Origin of the sequence: Streptomyces sp. MMCC 100 (assembly GCF_041538145.2) — a bacterium.
Classification (GTDB): Bacteria; Actinomycetota; Actinomycetes; order Streptomycetales; family Streptomycetaceae; genus Streptomyces.
Genome location: NZ_JBGORK020000001.1, coordinates 8,253,089 through 8,269,065 on the forward strand (window position 1 = coordinate 8,253,089; position 15,977 = coordinate 8,269,065).

General features: G+C 71.7%; 17 protein-coding genes, 1 tRNA gene and 4 pseudogenes. 11 read left to right on the plus strand and 11 right to left on the minus strand.

The genetic code is table 11. The features are described from left to right. Positions 1-273: 273 nt before the first annotated feature. A complete protein-coding gene (locus ABS735_RS38320; protein ID WP_373904854.1) occupies positions 274-627 on the plus strand; it encodes an ArsR/SmtB family transcription factor in 354 nt (117 codons plus the stop codon). 15 nt (positions 628-642) lie between these two features. On the opposite strand, the gene ABS735_RS38325 is transcribed toward ABS735_RS38320, so the two are convergent. Both ABS735_RS38325 and ABS735_RS38330 read right to left on the minus strand, forming a co-directional pair. Further along, positions 643-780 (minus strand): DUF6126 family protein, encoded by a 138-nt coding sequence (locus tag ABS735_RS38325; RefSeq protein WP_373904855.1) that lies wholly within the window; start codon positions 778-780, stop codon positions 643-645. Further along, positions 777-1,115: an ArsR/SmtB family transcription factor gene (locus ABS735_RS38330; protein WP_373904856.1), complete on the minus strand. Its 339-nt coding sequence runs from the start codon at positions 1,113-1,115 to the stop codon at positions 777-779. Before ABS735_RS38330 ends, ABS735_RS38325 begins: the two co-directional genes overlap by 4 nt. Before the next feature lie 129 nt (positions 1,116-1,244). On the opposite strand from ABS735_RS38330, the gene ABS735_RS38335 reads away from it, so the two are divergent. The 4 genes and pseudogenes from ABS735_RS38335 to ABS735_RS38350 all read left to right on the plus strand — a co-directional run bounded on the left by ABS735_RS38335 (position 1,245) and on the right by ABS735_RS38350 (position 4,492). After that, positions 1,245-1,868, plus strand: coding sequence for a carbonic anhydrase (locus tag ABS735_RS38335; protein ID WP_373904857.1), 624 nt, complete (start codon positions 1,245-1,247; stop codon positions 1,866-1,868). 7 nt (positions 1,869-1,875) lie between these two features. After that, a pseudogene (locus ABS735_RS38340) lies at positions 1,876-2,004 on the plus strand (ABC transporter permease); the annotation flags it as partial. Positions 2,005-2,218: 214 nt separating this feature from the next. Next, positions 2,219-3,163: an RNA polymerase sigma factor SigJ gene (sigJ, locus tag ABS735_RS38345; RefSeq protein ID WP_373904858.1), complete on the plus strand. Its 945-nt coding sequence runs from the start codon at positions 2,219-2,221 to the stop codon at positions 3,161-3,163. A 132-nt stretch (positions 3,164-3,295) separates the two neighbouring features. Next, the gene (locus tag ABS735_RS38350; protein ID WP_373904859.1) at positions 3,296-4,492 is read left to right on the plus strand and encodes an NAD(P)/FAD-dependent oxidoreductase; all 1,197 of its coding nucleotides are present in this window, start codon (positions 3,296-3,298) and stop codon (positions 4,490-4,492) included. A 13-nt stretch (positions 4,493-4,505) separates the two neighbouring features. Here the strand turns inward: ABS735_RS38350 and ABS735_RS38355 are convergent, their stop codons facing one another. The 3 genes from ABS735_RS38355 to ABS735_RS38365 all read right to left on the minus strand — a co-directional run bounded on the left by ABS735_RS38355 (position 4,506) and on the right by ABS735_RS38365 (position 6,814). Further along, positions 4,506-5,282 carry a polysaccharide deacetylase family protein gene (locus ABS735_RS38355; protein ID WP_373904860.1) on the minus strand — a complete coding sequence of 259 codons (777 nt, stop codon included), beginning with the start codon at positions 5,280-5,282 and terminating at the stop codon, positions 4,506-4,508. A 213-nt stretch (positions 5,283-5,495) separates the two neighbouring features. Next, positions 5,496-6,323 (minus strand): MBL fold metallo-hydrolase, encoded by an 828-nt coding sequence (locus tag ABS735_RS38360; protein WP_373904861.1) that lies wholly within the window; start codon positions 6,321-6,323, stop codon positions 5,496-5,498. Positions 6,324-6,463: 140 nt separating this feature from the next. Continuing rightward, positions 6,464-6,814: a hypothetical protein gene (locus ABS735_RS38365; protein WP_373904862.1), complete on the minus strand. Its 351-nt coding sequence runs from the start codon at positions 6,812-6,814 to the stop codon at positions 6,464-6,466. Here ABS735_RS38365 and ABS735_RS38370 point away from each other — a divergent pair. Next, a pseudogene (locus ABS735_RS38370) lies at positions 6,752-7,018 on the plus strand (FAD-dependent oxidoreductase); the annotation flags it as partial. The gene ABS735_RS38365 and the pseudogene ABS735_RS38370 overlap by 63 nt on opposite strands. 51 nt (positions 7,019-7,069) lie before the next feature. Here ABS735_RS38370 and ABS735_RS38375 read toward each other — a convergent pair. Further along, a pseudogene (locus ABS735_RS38375) lies at positions 7,070-7,839 on the minus strand (SDR family oxidoreductase). Positions 7,840-7,908: 69 nt separating this feature from the next. Here ABS735_RS38375 and ABS735_RS38380 point away from each other — a divergent pair. Next, entirely contained in the window at positions 7,909-8,544 is a 636-nt protein-coding gene (locus ABS735_RS38380) for a TetR/AcrR family transcriptional regulator (protein WP_373904863.1), read from the plus strand. Between the two features lie 206 nt (positions 8,545-8,750). Here ABS735_RS38380 and ABS735_RS38385 read toward each other — a convergent pair whose 3' ends face one another. After that, positions 8,751-10,271 carry a TerD family protein gene (locus tag ABS735_RS38385; protein WP_373904864.1) on the minus strand — a complete coding sequence of 507 codons (1,521 nt, stop codon included), beginning with the start codon at positions 10,269-10,271 and terminating at the stop codon, positions 8,751-8,753. Positions 10,272-10,774: 503 nt separating this feature from the next. Between ABS735_RS38385 and ABS735_RS38390 the strand changes: the two genes are divergently transcribed. Together ABS735_RS38390 and ABS735_RS38395 are read left to right on the plus strand one after the other, a co-directional pair. Then, complete coding sequence (locus tag ABS735_RS38390; RefSeq protein ID WP_373904865.1) at positions 10,775-11,173, plus strand: PIN domain-containing protein; 399 nt, start codon at positions 10,775-10,777, stop codon at positions 11,171-11,173. Next, positions 11,146-11,432 (plus strand): annotated as a pseudogene (locus ABS735_RS38395) (hypothetical protein); the annotation flags it as partial. The gene ABS735_RS38390 and the pseudogene ABS735_RS38395, both read left to right, overlap by 28 nt. Here ABS735_RS38395 and ABS735_RS38400 read toward each other — a convergent pair. Further along, a tRNA-Gly gene (locus ABS735_RS38400) sits at positions 11,384-11,457 on the minus strand. The pseudogene ABS735_RS38395 and the gene ABS735_RS38400 overlap by 49 nt on opposite strands. 526 nt (positions 11,458-11,983) lie before the next feature. Here ABS735_RS38400 and dcd point away from each other — a divergent pair. Both dcd and ABS735_RS38410 read left to right on the plus strand, forming a co-directional pair. Continuing rightward, complete coding sequence (gene dcd, locus ABS735_RS38405) at positions 11,984-12,559, plus strand: dCTP deaminase (protein WP_373904866.1); 576 nt, start codon at positions 11,984-11,986, stop codon at positions 12,557-12,559. A 28-nt stretch (positions 12,560-12,587) separates the two neighbouring features. After that, the gene (locus tag ABS735_RS38410) at positions 12,588-13,085 is read left to right on the plus strand and encodes a phosphoribosyltransferase (RefSeq protein WP_007453367.1); all 498 of its coding nucleotides are present in this window, start codon (positions 12,588-12,590) and stop codon (positions 13,083-13,085) included. 80 nt (positions 13,086-13,165) lie between these two features. Here ABS735_RS38410 and ABS735_RS38415 read toward each other — a convergent pair whose 3' ends face one another. The 3 genes from ABS735_RS38415 to ABS735_RS38425 form a co-directional block, all read right to left on the minus strand. Further along, entirely contained in the window at positions 13,166-14,209 is a 1,044-nt protein-coding gene (locus ABS735_RS38415; protein ID WP_373904867.1) for a Yip1 family protein, read from the minus strand. Positions 14,210-14,280: 71 nt separating this feature from the next. Further along, on the minus strand, positions 14,281-15,582 hold the full coding sequence (locus ABS735_RS38420; protein ID WP_373904868.1) for an FG-GAP repeat domain-containing protein: 1,302 nt from the start codon (positions 15,580-15,582) through the stop codon (positions 14,281-14,283). Positions 15,583-15,715: 133 nt separating this feature from the next. Next, a partial coding sequence (locus ABS735_RS38425; RefSeq protein WP_476755875.1) for a heterodisulfide reductase-related iron-sulfur binding cluster occupies positions 15,716-15,977 on the minus strand: 262 nt, incomplete at its 5' end.

The window sequence follows — 15,977 nt, forward strand, 5'->3', positions numbered from 1 at the left end:
CGTCTCCCGCCGTGCGGATCGCCTTCCGCCCACCCTGGCCCGGCGGTCGGGAGCGTGCCGTCCGTCCACAGCCGGTCGGAGTAACACCGCACCGTCGTGGCGGGACCGGGCGCTTTGCGGCGGAGTCGAGTGACGGATTCGCCCGACGGATTCGGCCTGACGGGTGGCTCGGGCGAGGATGGGCGGCATGCTGATGAGGATGGGGCGGGCGCGACGCGTCCAGGGCCGGGCGACCGGGCGGCGCCGCCGCGGTGGGAGGAAGGCGATGGCACGATGAGCACGCCGCTGTACCAGTTGAAGGCCGAGTTCTTCAAGACACTCGGCCATCCGGCGCGCATCCGCGTCCTGGAACTGCTGAGCGAGCGGGAGCACGCGGTGGCGGAGATGCTGCCCGAGGTGGGGATCGAGCCGGCTCATCTGTCCCAGCAGCTCGCGGTGTTGCGCCGGGCGAACCTGGTGGTGTCCCGCAAGGAGGGGTCGACCGTGTACTACTCCCTGACCAGCCCGCAGGTCGCCGAGCTGCTCAGGGTCGCGCGCGGCATCCTCTCCGGCGTGCTCGCCGGACAGGCCGAACTGCTCGCGGACCTCCGGGCCGGACAGCCCGAGCCGGGTGACCCGCGGGCGTAGCGCCGCGGCGCCCGGTCACTTGTGGGCGTGTTCGCCCACGTAGAAGAGCAGCCAGATGAAACCGGCGAACAGGTGCGTGCCGAAGATGTAGAAGCCCGCCCGCAGGGCGACACCCCGCTCGAACCGGCGCTCGGAGTCGTCGCGCCCGCTCATCGGGCGGGCTCCGCGGTCCGCAGCTCTTCCAGCAGCCGCCGCTGGCCCGTGAGCAGCTCGGAGAGGATCCGCCGGGCGGTGGCCAGCAGCTCGGCGACCTCCCCGCCCGCCAGCTCGTACACGACGGTGGAGCCGGTACGGGTGGCGGTGACGATGCCGGAACGGCGGAGCACCGCGAGCTGCTGGGAGAGGTTCGAGGGCTCGATCTCGATCTCCGCGAGCAGCTCGCGGACCGGCCTCGGCCCGTCCTGCAGCAGTTCCAGCACCCGGATGCGTACGGGGTGACCCAGCATCCGGAAGAAGTCGGCCTTCGCCTCGTACAGCGGAACCGGCATCCCGATCGCCTCTCGTCGGCCCGTGGAGGATGTATGAATCAAGGCAACTGCTGAATTGAAGAAGTCTGCAACTCTTTGCCACTGTACCGCCTGCCCGCCGTTGCGCGACCGGGCCAGTACCTTGCACTCATGCCTGACCTGAGCCCTTCCTCCCCTGCCGAGGCCTACGCGGCGCTGCTGCAGGGCAACGCCCGCTTCGTGAGCGGTGACCGTCTGCACCCCAACCAGGACGCCGACCGGCGCTCGGAGCTGGCCCCGCGGCAGCATCCGTTCGCGGTGCTCTTCGGCTGCTCCGACTCGCGGCTCGCGGCCGAGATCATCTTCGATCGGGGGCTGGGCGACCTGTTCGTGGTGCGGACGGCCGGCCATGTGGCGGGCGCGGAGGTACTGGGCAGCGTCGAGTACGGCGTCGACGTGCTGGGCGCACCGCTCGTGGTGGTACTCGGCCACGACTCCTGCGGCGCGGTCACCGCGGCCGCCGAGACCGAGCGCGGCGGCACGGCACCGGCCGGTTACCTCGGGGACGTGGTGGAACGGGTGATCCCGAGCGTGCTCGCGGCACGTGCCCTGGGCCGCACGGAGATCGACGAGTTCGTGGACGAACACATCCGCAGGAGCGTGGACGGGCTGGTGGGGCGCTCGGCGCTGCTGGCGAACGAGGTGGCCGCCGGCCGGTGCGCGGTCGTCGGCCTGTCCTACCGGCTGGCCGAGGGAACGGTGAAGCGCGTGGCGGCCCACGGGCTCCCGGAGTAGCCGCCTGACACTGCGCGGCCTGCTCCTCGGCACCGGGATCGGCCACAACGGCTGGCTCGCCCTCGCCTGGTGCGTGGCTCTCTGCGCACTCGGCTACTTCTGGTCGAAGTCGGTCTTCAACCGCGGCTCGAAGTAGGGCGATCACCTCCGCGGGCGGCCCCGGGGAAGCGCTCGTCGACGAGCTCACCACCCCGCGCGCCCTCGGCTTCATCGGCGAACCACGGGTCAACGTCCTCGAGGACGTGAAGGGACAGGCGGCCGGATGCTGAGGCGTGGCGCAGGCGGGGCCCGACGCGCGACCCGACGCGCGGCCCGACGCGGGGCCCGACGCGTGACTACAATCCGGAGCCATGGCCCTGACCGTGAGCGACGTGGAGCGGTTCGAGGCCTCTAGGCCCCGTCTGGAGGCCATCGCCTACCGCCTCCTCGGCTCCGCGAGCGAGGCCGAGGACGCCGTGCAGGAGACCTTCCTGCGCTGGCAGGCGGCCGACGTGGAGCGCGTCGAGGTCCCCGAGGCCTGGCTGACGAAGGTCCTCACCAACCTGTGCCTCAACCAGCTCACTTCGGCCCGCGCACGGCGTGAGACCTACGTGGGCCAGTGGCTGCCCGAGCCGCTGTTCGCCGGCGACCCGATGCTCGGCCCGGCGGAGACGGCCGAGCAGCGCGAGTCGGTCTCCTTCGCGGTCCTCGCGCTGCTGGAGCGGCTCTCACCGGGCGAGCGGGCGGTGTACGTCCTGCGCGAGGCGTTCCAGTACACGCACCGGGAGATCGCCGCGATCCTCGACATCACCGAGGACGCCAGCCAGCAGACCCTGCACCGCGCCAGGAAGCACGTCGCGCAGGGCAGGGCCCGTACGGAGATCGACGAGGGCGCGGCCCGGCGGGTCGTCGACGAGTTCCTCGCGGCGGCCACCAGCGGCCGGACCGAACCGCTGGTCCGTCTGCTGACCCAGGACGCGGTGGCGATCGGCGACGGAGGCGGAAAGGTCCCGGCCCGCGCGAAGGCGTTCGAGGGCGCCCGCGCCGTGGCGACGTTCATGCGGGGCCTGTTCAAGCCCGGGAAGGCCAAGCGCGACCTGGCCGGCGGCACCGCGGAGATCTACGCCGCCGTCGCCAACGGCGACCCCGCCGTGGTGGCCGTCGTGAACGGCCGGGTCATCGGGATCATGTGCCTGGAGGTCACCCCCGAGGGGATCGCAGGCTTCCGCAACCAGGTCAACCCCGACAAGCTCGAACGCGCCACGCGGCGGTGGGCGGACGCCGACCACGGAGAACCCCTGTTCAACGCGTTCTGACGCCTTGCGACGCCTTCTGGCCACCACGTGACGTACGTCACTCCCCGCTGCAGTCAGGAATCGGCGGGCTGCCCGGTTCAAGGGGCGAGTCCCGCTGGAGAGCCTCAGCGGCCGGAGACAAGGGAGCACGTCATGCAGCACCCCACGCAGCACCGCATCGTCGTCCTGGGCGCCGGATACGCCGGAGCCGTCGCCGCCGGGCGGCTCGCCAGGCGACTGCGCCGCGCGGACGCGGCCATCACCCTCGTCAACGCCGAGCCCCACTTCGTCGAACGCGTCCGGATGCACCAGCTCGCGGTCGGCCAGGACCTCGCGCCCCGGCCCCTCGACGAGATGTTCGCGGGCACCGGGGTCGACCTGCGGATCGCGACGGTCACCGGTGTCGACGTCGACCGCAGGACCGTCGCCGTCACCGGCCCGGGCGGCCCCGCGGAACTGGCGTACGACACCCTCGTCTACGCCCTCGGCAGCGCCTGGAACCCCCAGGACGTGCCCGGTGCCGTGGAGCACGCGCACGAGATCGCCGGCCGTCCGGGAGCGCTCCGGCTGCGCGCCCGCCTGGCCGCTCTGGAGACCGGCCGGCCCGTGATGGTGGTCGGCGGCGGGCTCACCGGCCTGGAGGCCGCGACCGAGATCGCCGAGACCCGCCCGGACCTCGACGTGACGCTCACGGCCAGTGGCGGACTCGGCGACTGGCTCTCCCCCAAGGGCCGCCGCCACCTGCGGAAGGTCTTCGGCACCCTGGGCATCACGGTGCACGAGAACGCCGCCGTCACCACGGTCGCCGCCGACCACGTCGTCACCGCCGACGGCACGGCCGTCCCGGCCGACGTCACGGTGTGGACCACCGGCTTCGCCGTCCACCCCATGGCGAAGGCCACCACGCTGGACGTCACCGGGACGGGGCGGATCGTGGTCGACGGGACCATGCGCTCGGTGTCCCACCCGGACGTGTACGCCGTCGGCGACGCGGCCCTGGCGGCGGGCCCCGGCGACAAGCCCCTGCGGATGTCGTGCGCCTCGGGCGTCCCCAGCGCCTGGCAGGCCGCCGATGCCATCGCGGCCCGCCTGACCGGCCGAAAGCTCCCTGAGGTGACGCCGCGTTACTTCAACCAGTGCATTTCCCTGGGCCGCAGGCAGGGCCTGATCCAGTACGTCACCGCCGACGACCGTGCGGTGCGCGCGGCCCTGACCGGACGGCTCGCCGCCGTCTACAAGGAACTCGTCTGCAGGTCGGCGGCCTGGGGTGTCGCCAACCCGACCCTCGGCGTCCCGACCCGCCGCCGTCCGGTCGCCGCCAGGATCCCGGAGCCGGCCCCGACGGTCTGAGCGGCCGCCGCGCTCAGCGCACCGGGAACCCGAAGTCGTACCCCTGCTCCTCGAGCCAGGGAAGGACGCGCCGCAGCGCCTCGACGGTCTGGGTGCGATCGCCTCCGGCGTCGTGGAAGAGGATCGTCGGCCCGTTGGGCAGCTCCCGCTGGACGGTGGCGACGATGGCGTCCGTGCCCGGCCGCTCGAAGTCCTTGGTGTCCACGTTCCAGCCCAGCGGGCGCATGCCCCGGGAGGCGGCGAGCTTGCGGCTGTAGGGGGTGAAGGCCCCGCCGGGTGCCCGGTAGTACATCGGCCGTACGCCCCCGGACGCCTCGGTGATCATGCGCTCGGCGTCGAGGATCTCCTTGGACTGGTAGGCCTCGGACTTCTTGTCCATGGCGGTGTCGTGCGACACCGAGTGGTCGCACAGCCGGTGCCCGGCCGCGACGACGTCCTTCACGAGGTCCGGGTGCGCCTCGGCCTGGAGGCCCGTCATGCAGAAGGTCGCCTTCACCCCGTACTCGTCGAGCAGGTCCAGCACTTGGGGCGTCCACGCGGGGTCGGGGCCGTCGTCGATGGTGATGTTGACGCCGCGCGGTCCCGCGTCCGAGGCGTGCGCGATGCTGATGTCGACCGGCTCGGTGCCGTTGCCCGGCGTGGCCGACGCGGACGCCTTCGGCGTCGCACCGCCGCCGACGGAGTCTGCCTGCGCGGTCCACATCGAGGCGCCGACGGCGAGCACCGTCACACCGAGCGCCGCCCCGACCACCTTGCCGTACCAGCCCCGTCCACCACCGTGCCGTGCCATGTCCGCCGCCCCGCCTTCGCGTAGTCACTCACCGCCGGTCCCCGATCACGTCGGGGACCACAAGACAGGACGGGAGGAAGTGGCCAGAGGATGCGTCCGTTACGGATCACGGACAATCCCGGGGGAGTTCGCGGACAACCCGACGCACCGTCAGGCGCCGCCCCGGGGCAGGGCAGGACAGGGCAGGGCGGGGCCGGTGCCGCTGCCGGTCCGTCACATCGGCTGCCACACCGTCCGTTTCCCGTCCGGGCGTACGCGGCCGAAGACGACGTCCGCGAAGTGGATGCCGAAGCCGAGGGTGTCCGGGCGCAGCAGTTCGGTGATCAAACGGCGGCGGTGGCGCTCGGACCGGGCGGGATCGGCGTCGGAGACCGCGGACCACTGGGGGTGCCGTATCTGGAGGGGGGAGAGCAGGGCGTCCCCGAAGGCGAGCAGGCGCGTGCCGTGAGAGGCGATGACGAAGCCGGTGTGGCCCGCGGTGTGGCCGGGCAGGGCCGGCGCGTGGACACCGGGGAAGACCTCGTCGCCGGCGAGCACCAGCCGGCTGCGGGGTTCGAGGGCCGCCACCGCGGGGTCGCGGTGGTCCCACTCGGCCTTCGGGATCACGAAGGTGGCCCGGGTGAACAGGGGCGGCTCGACACGGGCCCAGCCGGTGTGGTCGGTGTGGAGGTGGGTGAAGGCCACCGTCTCGATGTCCCCCGGCGACCGCCCGAGCAGGGCCAGGTTGCCGGGCAGCGAACCGCCGTGCACGGCGCCCCGGTAGGGGTGGGCGGGGTCCTCCGGCACCGCGTGCGGGCCGAAACGGGCGTCGATCAGCAGGCCCCGGGTGCCGAGCTCGACGAGCAGGCCGCCGGTGTTGGCGACCAGCCGGCAGGTGTCGTTGAGGTAGGTGCCGTAGCTGCTCCACTGGCGGTCGACGGCCGAGGGCAGCGCGCCGGTCGGTTTCAGCAGCATCGCCCCGTCGGGCACGTAGCTGACCTTCAGCTCACCCACGCGCAGGGTGCGCAGGGCGGAGGGCCTGCGCAGTCGGCTGTCGTTCATGGACGGTTTCCTCGCAGGCGAAGGCGCGGGGCGCGGCTCGGACACGGGCGGCGCGGCCGTCCGCCGAGTGGCGGCGGACGGCCGCGCCGGGTGCGCGGACGGTGCCGGCGGACGGTGCCGTGGGCCGGACACGGGACGGCCTACGCCGTGGTCCGCTTGCGCAGTACGGTGCCGACGAGCAGGGCACCGGCGAGGGCGACGACACCGGCCGTGACCATGCCCGCGTGCAGTCCGCCCAGGACGTCGGCGCGGGACGGCGTGGCGCCGAGGGAGAGGGCGCCCGTGCGGGCGGCGGCGATCGCGCTCAGCCCGGAGACACCGATCGCGGCCACGTACTGCGGCAGCTGGGACAGGCCGCCGACGACGCCCTGGTCCTCCTCGGTGACGCCCGAGGTCATCACGGTGATGAAGGACACGACGCTGAAGACGTGTCCGAGCCCCATGACGGAGGAGGTGACGAGCGCCACGGGGGAGCGCCTGCTGTCCGGCATCGGCATCTCCTCCCCCCGCCCGGCAGCCACCGCCTCACCGGCCGCCGGGCACCCGACCTGCGGATCGCGGGCGGGCAGCGGCTGCACGAGGTGCTGCGCGAGGGCCGTTTCGTCCTCGTCACCCGGGGCCGGCCGGTGCCGGAGACGCGGTGGCTGCGCGTCGTGACCCCCGCGGGGCCCCTGCGCACCACCCTCCTGATCCGCCCGGACGACCACATCGCCTGGGCCACCGACACCCAGAACACCGCCCGACTTTCAGACGCGCGGTCCGAGAAACAGGCCACCGCTTGCGTCGATGACCTGCCCGGTGATCCAGCGCGCCGCGTCGGAGGCGAGGAACGCGACTACGTCGGCGACGTCGTCGGGTCTGCCCAGCCGGTCGAGTGCCGTCGTGCCGGCGATGAGTTCCGCCAGGCCCGGTGCTTCGAAGAACGATCCGTTGGTCGCGGTCCGAGTGGCGCCGGGAGCAACCGCGTTCACCGTGATTCCCCGTACTCCGAGCTCGTTGGCCAAGGTCATGCTCATCGTCTCGACCGCTCCCTTCGTCATGGCGAAGGAGGTCTGGGAGTGGCCATCCGGGTCGCCGCGGAGGAGATCGTGATGATGCGGCCACCGTCGGGCAGCAAGGGCAGTGCTCGCTGGATGATGAAGTACGGCGCTCGCACGTTCACCGCGAAGAGGTGGTCGAACTCCTTGCGCGTCGTGGTCCCGAGAGGGCCGGCGGGCGCGGCTGCCGCATTGTTGACGAGGATGTCCAGCGGCCGCCCGGCCCGTGCGGCCTCGACTCCCGCGAAGAGTGTGTCGACGTCGTCCTCCACGCCCAGTTCCGCTCGGACGGTGATCGCGGTTCCACCGGCACGCTCGATCTCGTCGGCCGTCGCTGCCGCACCGTCCTCGTCCGCGCCGAAGTGCACGATGACCGCGGCCCCCTTCGCAGCCAACCGGACCGCGATCGCTCGTCCTATGCCGCGCGACGCGCCGGTCACCAGCGCCGTCCTGCCAGTCAGGTCGTTCACATCGTTCATGCCCCACCCCTCACTCTCGTGAGTCACTACCAATCTGGTAGTGACTATCACTAAGGTAGGGTCTACCACATGGTGGGTCAGCACTCAACACTGCGAGCACAACGGCGAGCGGAGACGCAGCGCCTGATTCAGGCGCTCGCGGTACGGCTGTTCAGCGAGCGCGGATACGACGCCACGACCGTGACCGACATCGCCGAAGCCGCAGGCGTGTCGCCCATGACCGTGTACCGGCACTTCCCCACGAAGGAAGACCTGGTGCTCGTCGACCAGAACGGCCCGCTCGTCGCCGAGCGGATCGCCGCCACGTCCGCCGCGCAGCCTCTGGTCCGCCGTATCAGCAGTGCGCTCGTCGACGCGGCCGCGACGTTGACCGGCGGCGGCCGCCCGGACGACCCGACGGCGGGCGACCGGTTCCTGCTCGCCCGCCTCCGGCTCATGATCTCGACACCTGCCCTGCGAGCCAGGCACCTGGACAACCACTACGCCCTTCAGCAGGCGATCGTCGAAGCCCTGGGGGACGATGTCACCGATCCCGACGCGGCGTTCCGCGCCCGAGCGGCGGCCGGCGCCTGTCTGGCCGCCATGCACACGGCATTGGTGCGCTGGGCCGAGGACGACGGACGGACCGAGCTTCCCGGTCTGATCGCGCAGGCACTCACCGCCACCTTCGGCGCTGACGCCGTCGACATCGGCTCGGCCGGGTGAGGAGAACCTACGACGTCACGGCGAGGGAAGGCGGGTCGTGACGGCACGGCCCTCGGATCGGCCATCACGCGGTGCCGGGGCGGCGAAGCCGTCGTACGAGCCGAGAACTCGCGCCCTCAGCTCGGGAAGCGACGGCGCTTGGGCGGGCGCTACGGCTTTGACCAGCGCTGAGGTTGCGGATGCGTATACGCGGCGGCCTCCGGCCGTCATTGGACGTCGACTCCGTAGGCCCGGGCGAGGCCGTCGAGGCCGTCCGCCCACCCCTGGCCGAGGGCCCGTAGTTTCCATGCGGGTCGGCCGTCGACGGTGTGCTGATACAGCTCGGCGACGACCATGGCCCGGATGTCCGGGTCTGCGGAGGGCTGGAAAGCCCATGCGGACCCGTTCACGCAGTCCATGTGCAAGGCGGCGTGGGTGAGAGCGCCGCAGTTCAGGCCCGAGTCGACGTCCATGTTGATGGCAATGGCGACGCGGCGCACTCGCTCGGGCAGGGCAGCCAGGTGGACGGTGGCGCGTTCGACGGAGTGCGGGCCCTCCCGGTGCTTGCCCAGAAGCCGTGCAGCACCGTCGGCAGCGAAGGGCTGGTTGTAGAACACGAAGTCCTCGTCGCCCGCCACCCGGCCGTTGTCACCGGTCAGGAAGAGGGTGAGGTCCGCGTCCGCGCCGGCGAAGCTGAAGGCGACGCGCAGCCCCTGCCAGGCTTCCTCGGGCAGGACAAGGGTCTGGCCGGGGATGAGCGAGGCAGCGGGCGCCGGCGGTGTGGGAGGTGCCGAAGGCGGTCCTGCCGACGTCTCTTGCTTCCATTCGGCGAACGGCTTGATCCGGTAGGGATCGGTGAGTGGGGCGCGGTCGTCGGGCGGGGTGTGGGAGCCGAGGGTGACGTCGATATCAGCGAGCGACGGTTCGCCGGCGCCGGGTTCGTCCTGCGCGTGGTCGAGCAGGTCCTGGAGGCCGGGCACGCGGCTGGTTTCCAGCGGCTTGACCGCGCTGGACAGGTTGCCCGATGCGGTGGTGGTGACGGAGCAGGCGACGTCCTGCCCGATGTCCTGGAAGCGCAGGGCGTCTTCGGGTTCCCGCCAGGGCGTGGACTCGATCGCCTGGCGCGTCCAGCGGCCATAGGCCACGAAGCCGAGGCGCTGGGTGTCGGGCAGGCGGGTCAGTACGGCGAGGTCGATGGCCGTGATGCCGGGTGCGGTGGCGAAGCCCTCCTTCAGCGTGGCGACGATGTTCGAGCCCATGGACGTCAGCCACCACAGGACGCGGTCCCGTTTGGTGAGGTTCTTCAGCGTCGGGCGTCCGCTGGACGTGAGCCCAGGCGTCTGACCGGGCATGGAGTCGAGGTCCTGTTGTCGCACGACGACGGACAGGACCGAGCCGTCCACGCCTACGGCACAGCCGGCGGCCGGGTTGTCCGAGAAGGCGGTGTTCACCGCTTCGCAGACGGTGTCCTCGTCATTGGCGAGCAGGGCTTGCCACCAGTGTCCGGCCTCGTCCGTCAACCGATGGCGGATCTCTCGCAGTCGTGCTGTCTCGGCGGCCAGGTAGGCGGGCGCGTCCCGTTCCGCCCGTTGCTTGGCCGCAGACCTCTCCGCGCGGGCCAGCCGCCCCAAGCCCTGAAGGTGGAACGTCCGGGCTTCGGCGAGCGCCCAGGGCAGGCTCAGTCGGGGAACGTCCGGGATGACGGGTGGATGCGCCGCGGGGAAGGACTCCAGGTGAACGCTGGTCATCTGCCGCCTCAGCTCGCGCAACTGAGCGATGGCGGCATCGCGCTCCGCCTCCTGCTGAGCCCGCTCCGCCTGACGACGCGCCCGGTCCAGTTGCGCGACTGACGGGGCGACCGTACGAGATCGTGTCGTACGCCGCGTACTGGTGCGCCGTCGATTGCCGCCGAGGGAACTCGACGCGTAGAAGGGGCCGAGCCCGGTCGACATCCTGGCGCCGCCACTGCCCACGCTGAGCCTCGCGGCACGTGGCCCGATCGAGGTGCGCACTCCACGAGTGGAGACCCGCACACTCATCCCAGGCACACCGACACGGAATCCGAACCCCATGACATACCCCTCTCCCCAGGAACATTCTGGCACCCGGACGGAGCCTGCGAGGTCGGCTCGGCCAACCTGGACGAGCTGATCGCGGACTTCGACAAGGAGCACGGCCCGGCCGATCCCGCGGCCGTGGCGGCCAAGCGTGCCCGGCTGGCCGGCGGCGATTCGCAGGCTGGGGCGGCCGCGTGAGCGGTGCCCTGGTCCTGGACAGCGAGGGCCTGGCGAAGGCCGTACAGCGTGATCGGGAAATCCACGAGTGGCTGACGGCGGCTCGCGACGCGGACCTGCCAGTGATCACGTCAGCTGCTGTGCTGGTCGAGGTGATCCGCCCGAAGATCAACGACGCCGCGCTGAAGTGGACCCTGTCCCGGCTGGCCGTCGAGCCGGTGACCCGGGCTGTCGCGCAATCCGCTGCCGCCTTGCTGCGCACAGCGGGGCGGCACGGCCACAAGTACGCCATCGACGCCATGTTGTGCGCGACCGCCCTGCAGCGTCCCGGCCGGGTGACGATCCTGACCTCCGGTGTGGAAGACATCGGGCTGCTCACTGCCGGGCATCCACGCGTGAGCGCGGAGAAGGTCTGAGCCGAGGGGCGGTGCGCGCCGGCCAGTCCTCCGAGAAGGCGGCGCTGGTCTACCAGCACTCCGACGAGGACCGGCGCAACGGGAGGTAGCCGCCGGGCTGGACGACCTCGTACGAGTCGAACGTGCGAAGCGGGTGCGGTTGTGGTGCGGTACCCGCCCACCGGTCTGGACAACAAAAAACCCCCGGGTCACTGACCTGGGGGTTCTGCATGGAGCGGGTGACGAGAATCGAACTCGCGCTCTCAGCTTGGGAAGCTGATGTTCTACCATTAAACTACACCCGCGTAAGACGCCGGCCACGGCCGGTGTCTGGACGCTCGCTCACTCTACCCCATGCCCGGCCCCCGGTGTTCGCGCCGTGGGGCCGGTGGTCGTTCCGGGGGGTGTTGATGCGGCTGCGGGGGGCAGGGGTTGGGGCGTACGGTGGGGGCCTTGGAGAGGGTGTGCGCGAGGGCGGAGTGCCGCCTGGAGAGTCGTCTCTTTCATCCCGTACTGTGGCTTTTGTCGTCAGGGTAGTAAGCCAGACGCGGCTCTTGGGGAAGGGACTTGAAGGACTTGATGGAGCGCACCGTCGTCCGCTGTGCCGATGGGCACGTGTTCACCGCCACCTCGTTCCCGATGCAGCAGGCCGAGCGACTCGGCCCCGGTCGGCTCGTCCGATGTCCGCGGTGTGCGCGGCTGCGGAGTGCTGTGCCCGTGGGTGCGGAGAAGCGGTAGCGGGGAAGCGGTAGCACAGAACGCAGAGCTGGTTCGGGCGCGCGGCGCGGCGGCGGTTGTCGTTGCTCCGCGCGCCTTGCGTATCCTCGGTGCGTGCTTCTCTCAGACAAGGACATCCGGGCCGAGATCGACTCCGGTCGGGTGCGGATCGATCCGTTCGACGACTCCATGGTGCAGCCGTCGAGCATCGACGTGCGCCTCGACCGCTACTTCCGGGTGTTCGAGAATCACCGGTACCCGCACATCGACCCCTCCGTCGAGCAGGTGGATCTGACCCGGCTCGTGGAGCCGGAGGGCGACGAGCCGTTCATCCTGCATCCCGGCGAGTTCGTGCTCGCCAGTACGTACGAGGTCATCAGCCTCCCCGACGACCTCGCCTCGCGGCTCGAAGGGAAGAGTTCGCTCGGGCGGCTCGGGCTCGTCACGCACTCCACCGCCGGGTTCATCGACCCGGGCTTCTCCGGGCACGTGACGCTGGAGCTGAGCAATCTCGCGACCCTGCCCATCAAGCTGTGGCCGGGGATGAAGATCGGGCAGCTGTGCATGTTCCGGCTCACCTCGCCGGCCGAGCACCCGTACGGGAGCGAGCGCTACGGGTCCCGTTACCAGGGCCAGCGGGGGCCGACCGCCTCCCGGTCCTACCTCAATTTCCATCGGACCCAGGTATGAGCGGCAAGAACGCAGGCGGGACGCGCGCATGAGTGATGTTCGGGAAAATCTGACCTACGAGCAGTTCGGCGTCGCCGTGCGCGAGCTGGCGCAGGCCGTCGCCGACGACGGGTACGAGCCGGACATAGTGCTCTCCATCGCCCGCGGTGGCGTCTTCGTCGCCGGTGGGCTGGCGTACGCGCTCGACTGCAAGAACATCCACCTCGTGAACGTCGAGTTCTACACCGGGGTCGGGACCACCCTCGACATGCCCGTCATGCTCGCGCCCGTCCCGAACGTCATCGACTTCTCCGACAAGAAGGTCCTCATCACCGACGACGTCGCCGACACCGGCAAGACGCTCAAGCTGGTGCGGGACTTCTGCCTCGACACGGTCGCCGAGGTCCGCAGCGCGGTGATCTATGAGAAGTCGCACTCCCTCGTCCAGTGCGAGTACGTGTGGAAGCGGACCGATGAGTGGATCAACTTCCCGTGGAGTGTCTTGCCTCCCGTCGTGCGGCGGGAGGGGCAGGTGCTCGACGCCTGACCGGCGAGGCGGCGGCAACGAGGAGGGCCCCCGGCGTGTGCGTCACGCCGGGGGCCCTCCTCGTTGCCGTACACGGACGGCTAGAACGTGCCCAGCTTCACGATCGACAGCAGGGCGATCAGCTGGATCGCGGACGCGCCGAGCGCCTTCGGCCAGGGGAGGTCGTGGGAGCGGCCGACCATCAGGGTCAGCAGGGCGCCGGCCGCGACCCAGGTGGCCCAGCCGAGGATCTGGACGAAGGGCGCGTCGCCGCCGGCGAACATCGCGACGACCAGGCGCGGGGCGTCCGTGAGGGACATGATCAGCATGGAGAGGCCGACCGTGGGCTGCCAGGCGCCGTCGCCGCCGAGCTGGCGGGCCAGGGTGTGGGTGACCACGCCCAGGACGAAGGCGCTGAGTACCAGCGCGACCGCCGTGGTCAGGACGATCGGGATCGCGTTGGAGAGGGTGGCGTTGATCGCCTCCTCGCGGGCGCCGTCGAAGCCGAAGACCGCCAGCAGGCCGTAGAGGAACGTCACGATGAGTGCCGGGGCCCACATCGCGTAGTCCCGCATCTGGAGGAAGGTCTGGTTGGGCGCGAGGACGACGCCCTTCAGGAGGTCCTTCCAGTGCAGGCGGGGGCCGACCGGGCCGGGCGCGGGGGCGGAACCGGCGCGGTAGGTGTCGCCCTGGTTGTAGGGGTCGTCGACCGTGAACGCCTGGGTGTGGCCCGGGTTGTTGGCCGCGTACGGGTCGTACGGGGCCTGCTGGGGGTGTCCGCCGGGTCCCTGCCCGTAGCCGCCGTCGCCGAAGTACTCCGGCTCGCCGTGGCCGCCGCCGTGACCGCCGCCGTGTGCCTGCGGCCACGGGGATCCGCCGGGGGCCGGGCCCCGGCCCGGGCCGGGGGCGCCGCCTCCGTACGGCGGCTGCGGGTACGGCTGCTGAGGCGTCGCCGGACCGCCGTACGACGGTCCTTGGGGCGCCTGCTGTCCGTACGGAGGGCGTTGCGGTCGCGCGTTTGGAGCGCCGTTGTCCCGGCCGCGTCCGATCCTGAATCCAGCCACGCCTTCGAACGTACCTGGTCCCGGAGAGTGACGTGCGGGGCCCGGCCGTTCGGGGGGTCCTTTGCGGCCGAGCTGTGACATCCCTTACGGGGGACCCCCGAGGCCTCCCCGGGGTCTGACCGGCGCGAACCGCGCGTGCGCCCGCCGGTCCCCTACGGGGTGAGGAACTGCGACGTCGAGAACGTGACCGCGGCCCGTGCCGTCACCAGATCCTTCGGCGCGCCCCGGTGGACCTCGACGGTGTCCTTCGTGTCGCCCTGGTACGTCCGCAGCACCAGGTCCGCCAGGCCGTCGCCGTCGAAGTCGCCGGCCGCCAGCACCCGTGTCGTGCCCGCCGACGAGGGCCGCACCGTGACCGTGCCCCGCGTCGTGGGGCCCGTCTTGCGGCCGGGGTACACACGTACTCCGGAGCCGCTGGAGACCAGCTCGCTCAGGCCGTCGCCGTCGAGGTCGGCGGCGTCGAGCATCGAGCCGGGGGTGTCGAGGGTGCCGCGTGCGGCGGTGGGCAGGTCGTAGCGCATCGCGGTGCCGTCCAGGGTGCCCACGGCCGCGTCCAGCGCCTTGCCGTTGCCGAAGGCGCCGAGGGCGACGTCGATGCCGGTGGGGAGGGTGACCCCGGTGCGGTTCGGGCCGTCCGGGCCGCCGAGGACGACGGCCGCCTTGCCGGGGCCCGCCGAGGTGCGGACGACCAGGTCGTCGTACCCGTCGCGGTTCACGTCGGCGGCGGGGCCGGTCGGTGTCTCGCCGGGGGAGGGGACGGGCGCGCCGGCCCGGTGCGGGGCGCCCTTGCGGGTGAAGGGGCCGCGCAGATAGCTGAGGCGGCCGGCCGAGGCGTGGACGACCAGGTCCTGGGCGCCGTCGCCGTCGAAGTCGCCGCACACCGGACGCTCGGGCCAGTCGTTGCCGTACCGGGCCCGGTCGGGGACGGTCAGCGGGACCGCGCGGCCGGCCGGTCCGGACGGGGAGCCGAAGAGGAGCTGGAGGGGGACCGGGGGGCGGCCCTGGCCGTCGTAGGGCGGGTCGGTGGTGACCACCAGGTCGGTGAAGCCGTCGCCGTCGAGGTCGCAGCTCGCCTCCGCCTCGAAGACGGCCGGCAACTGGCCGTCCACCGGCGCCGCGTACTTCTTGGGAGTGAGCAACTGCCGTGCTTCCGGCACGAGTCCGCGGGGCGAGCCGTAGACGATGCCGATGCCGGCGTCGTCCGCGTGGCTCTCCGCCGTGACCAGGTCGTCGAGGACCAGGTCGCGGTGGCCGTCGCCGTTGAAGTCGTCGGGGACCTCGCTGCCCTCGCCGCGCGGGACGGGGAGCGGCGCGGGGGCCTGGGCGGCGCGTACGGGGGTGGGTGCGGCGGCCTCCTTGGCCGCGGGTGCCGGGCCGTGGCCGCAGGCGGCGAGCAGGAGCAGGCAGCCGGCGGCGGCTGTGCCGGTCAGGGTGCTTCTTCGCAGGCGCCGCACCGTTCACCTCGTCCGTATCGACCCGTACCACCATTACCGACAACGACCGGGTAATGATGCACGTGTTCGACATACGGCGACACCCCCGGGTCCGGAAGGGACGCGGGGGTGTCGGTCGAGCGGGGGGCGGCGGTTACTTCACCGGCTCCGGCGTCGGCTCGCTCTCCGGCTCCGGCTCGCCGGTCGGGTCGGCCGGGGTCTTGACGGAGTCGAGCAGGAGCTGGGCGACGTCGACGACCTGGATGGACTCCTTGGCCTGTCCGTCGTTCTTCTTGCCGTTGACGGAGTCGGTGAGCATCACCAGGCAGAACGGGCAGGCCGTGGAGACGATGTCCGGGTTGACGGACAGGGCCTCGTCGACGCGCTCGTTGTTGATGCGCTTGCCGATCCGCTCC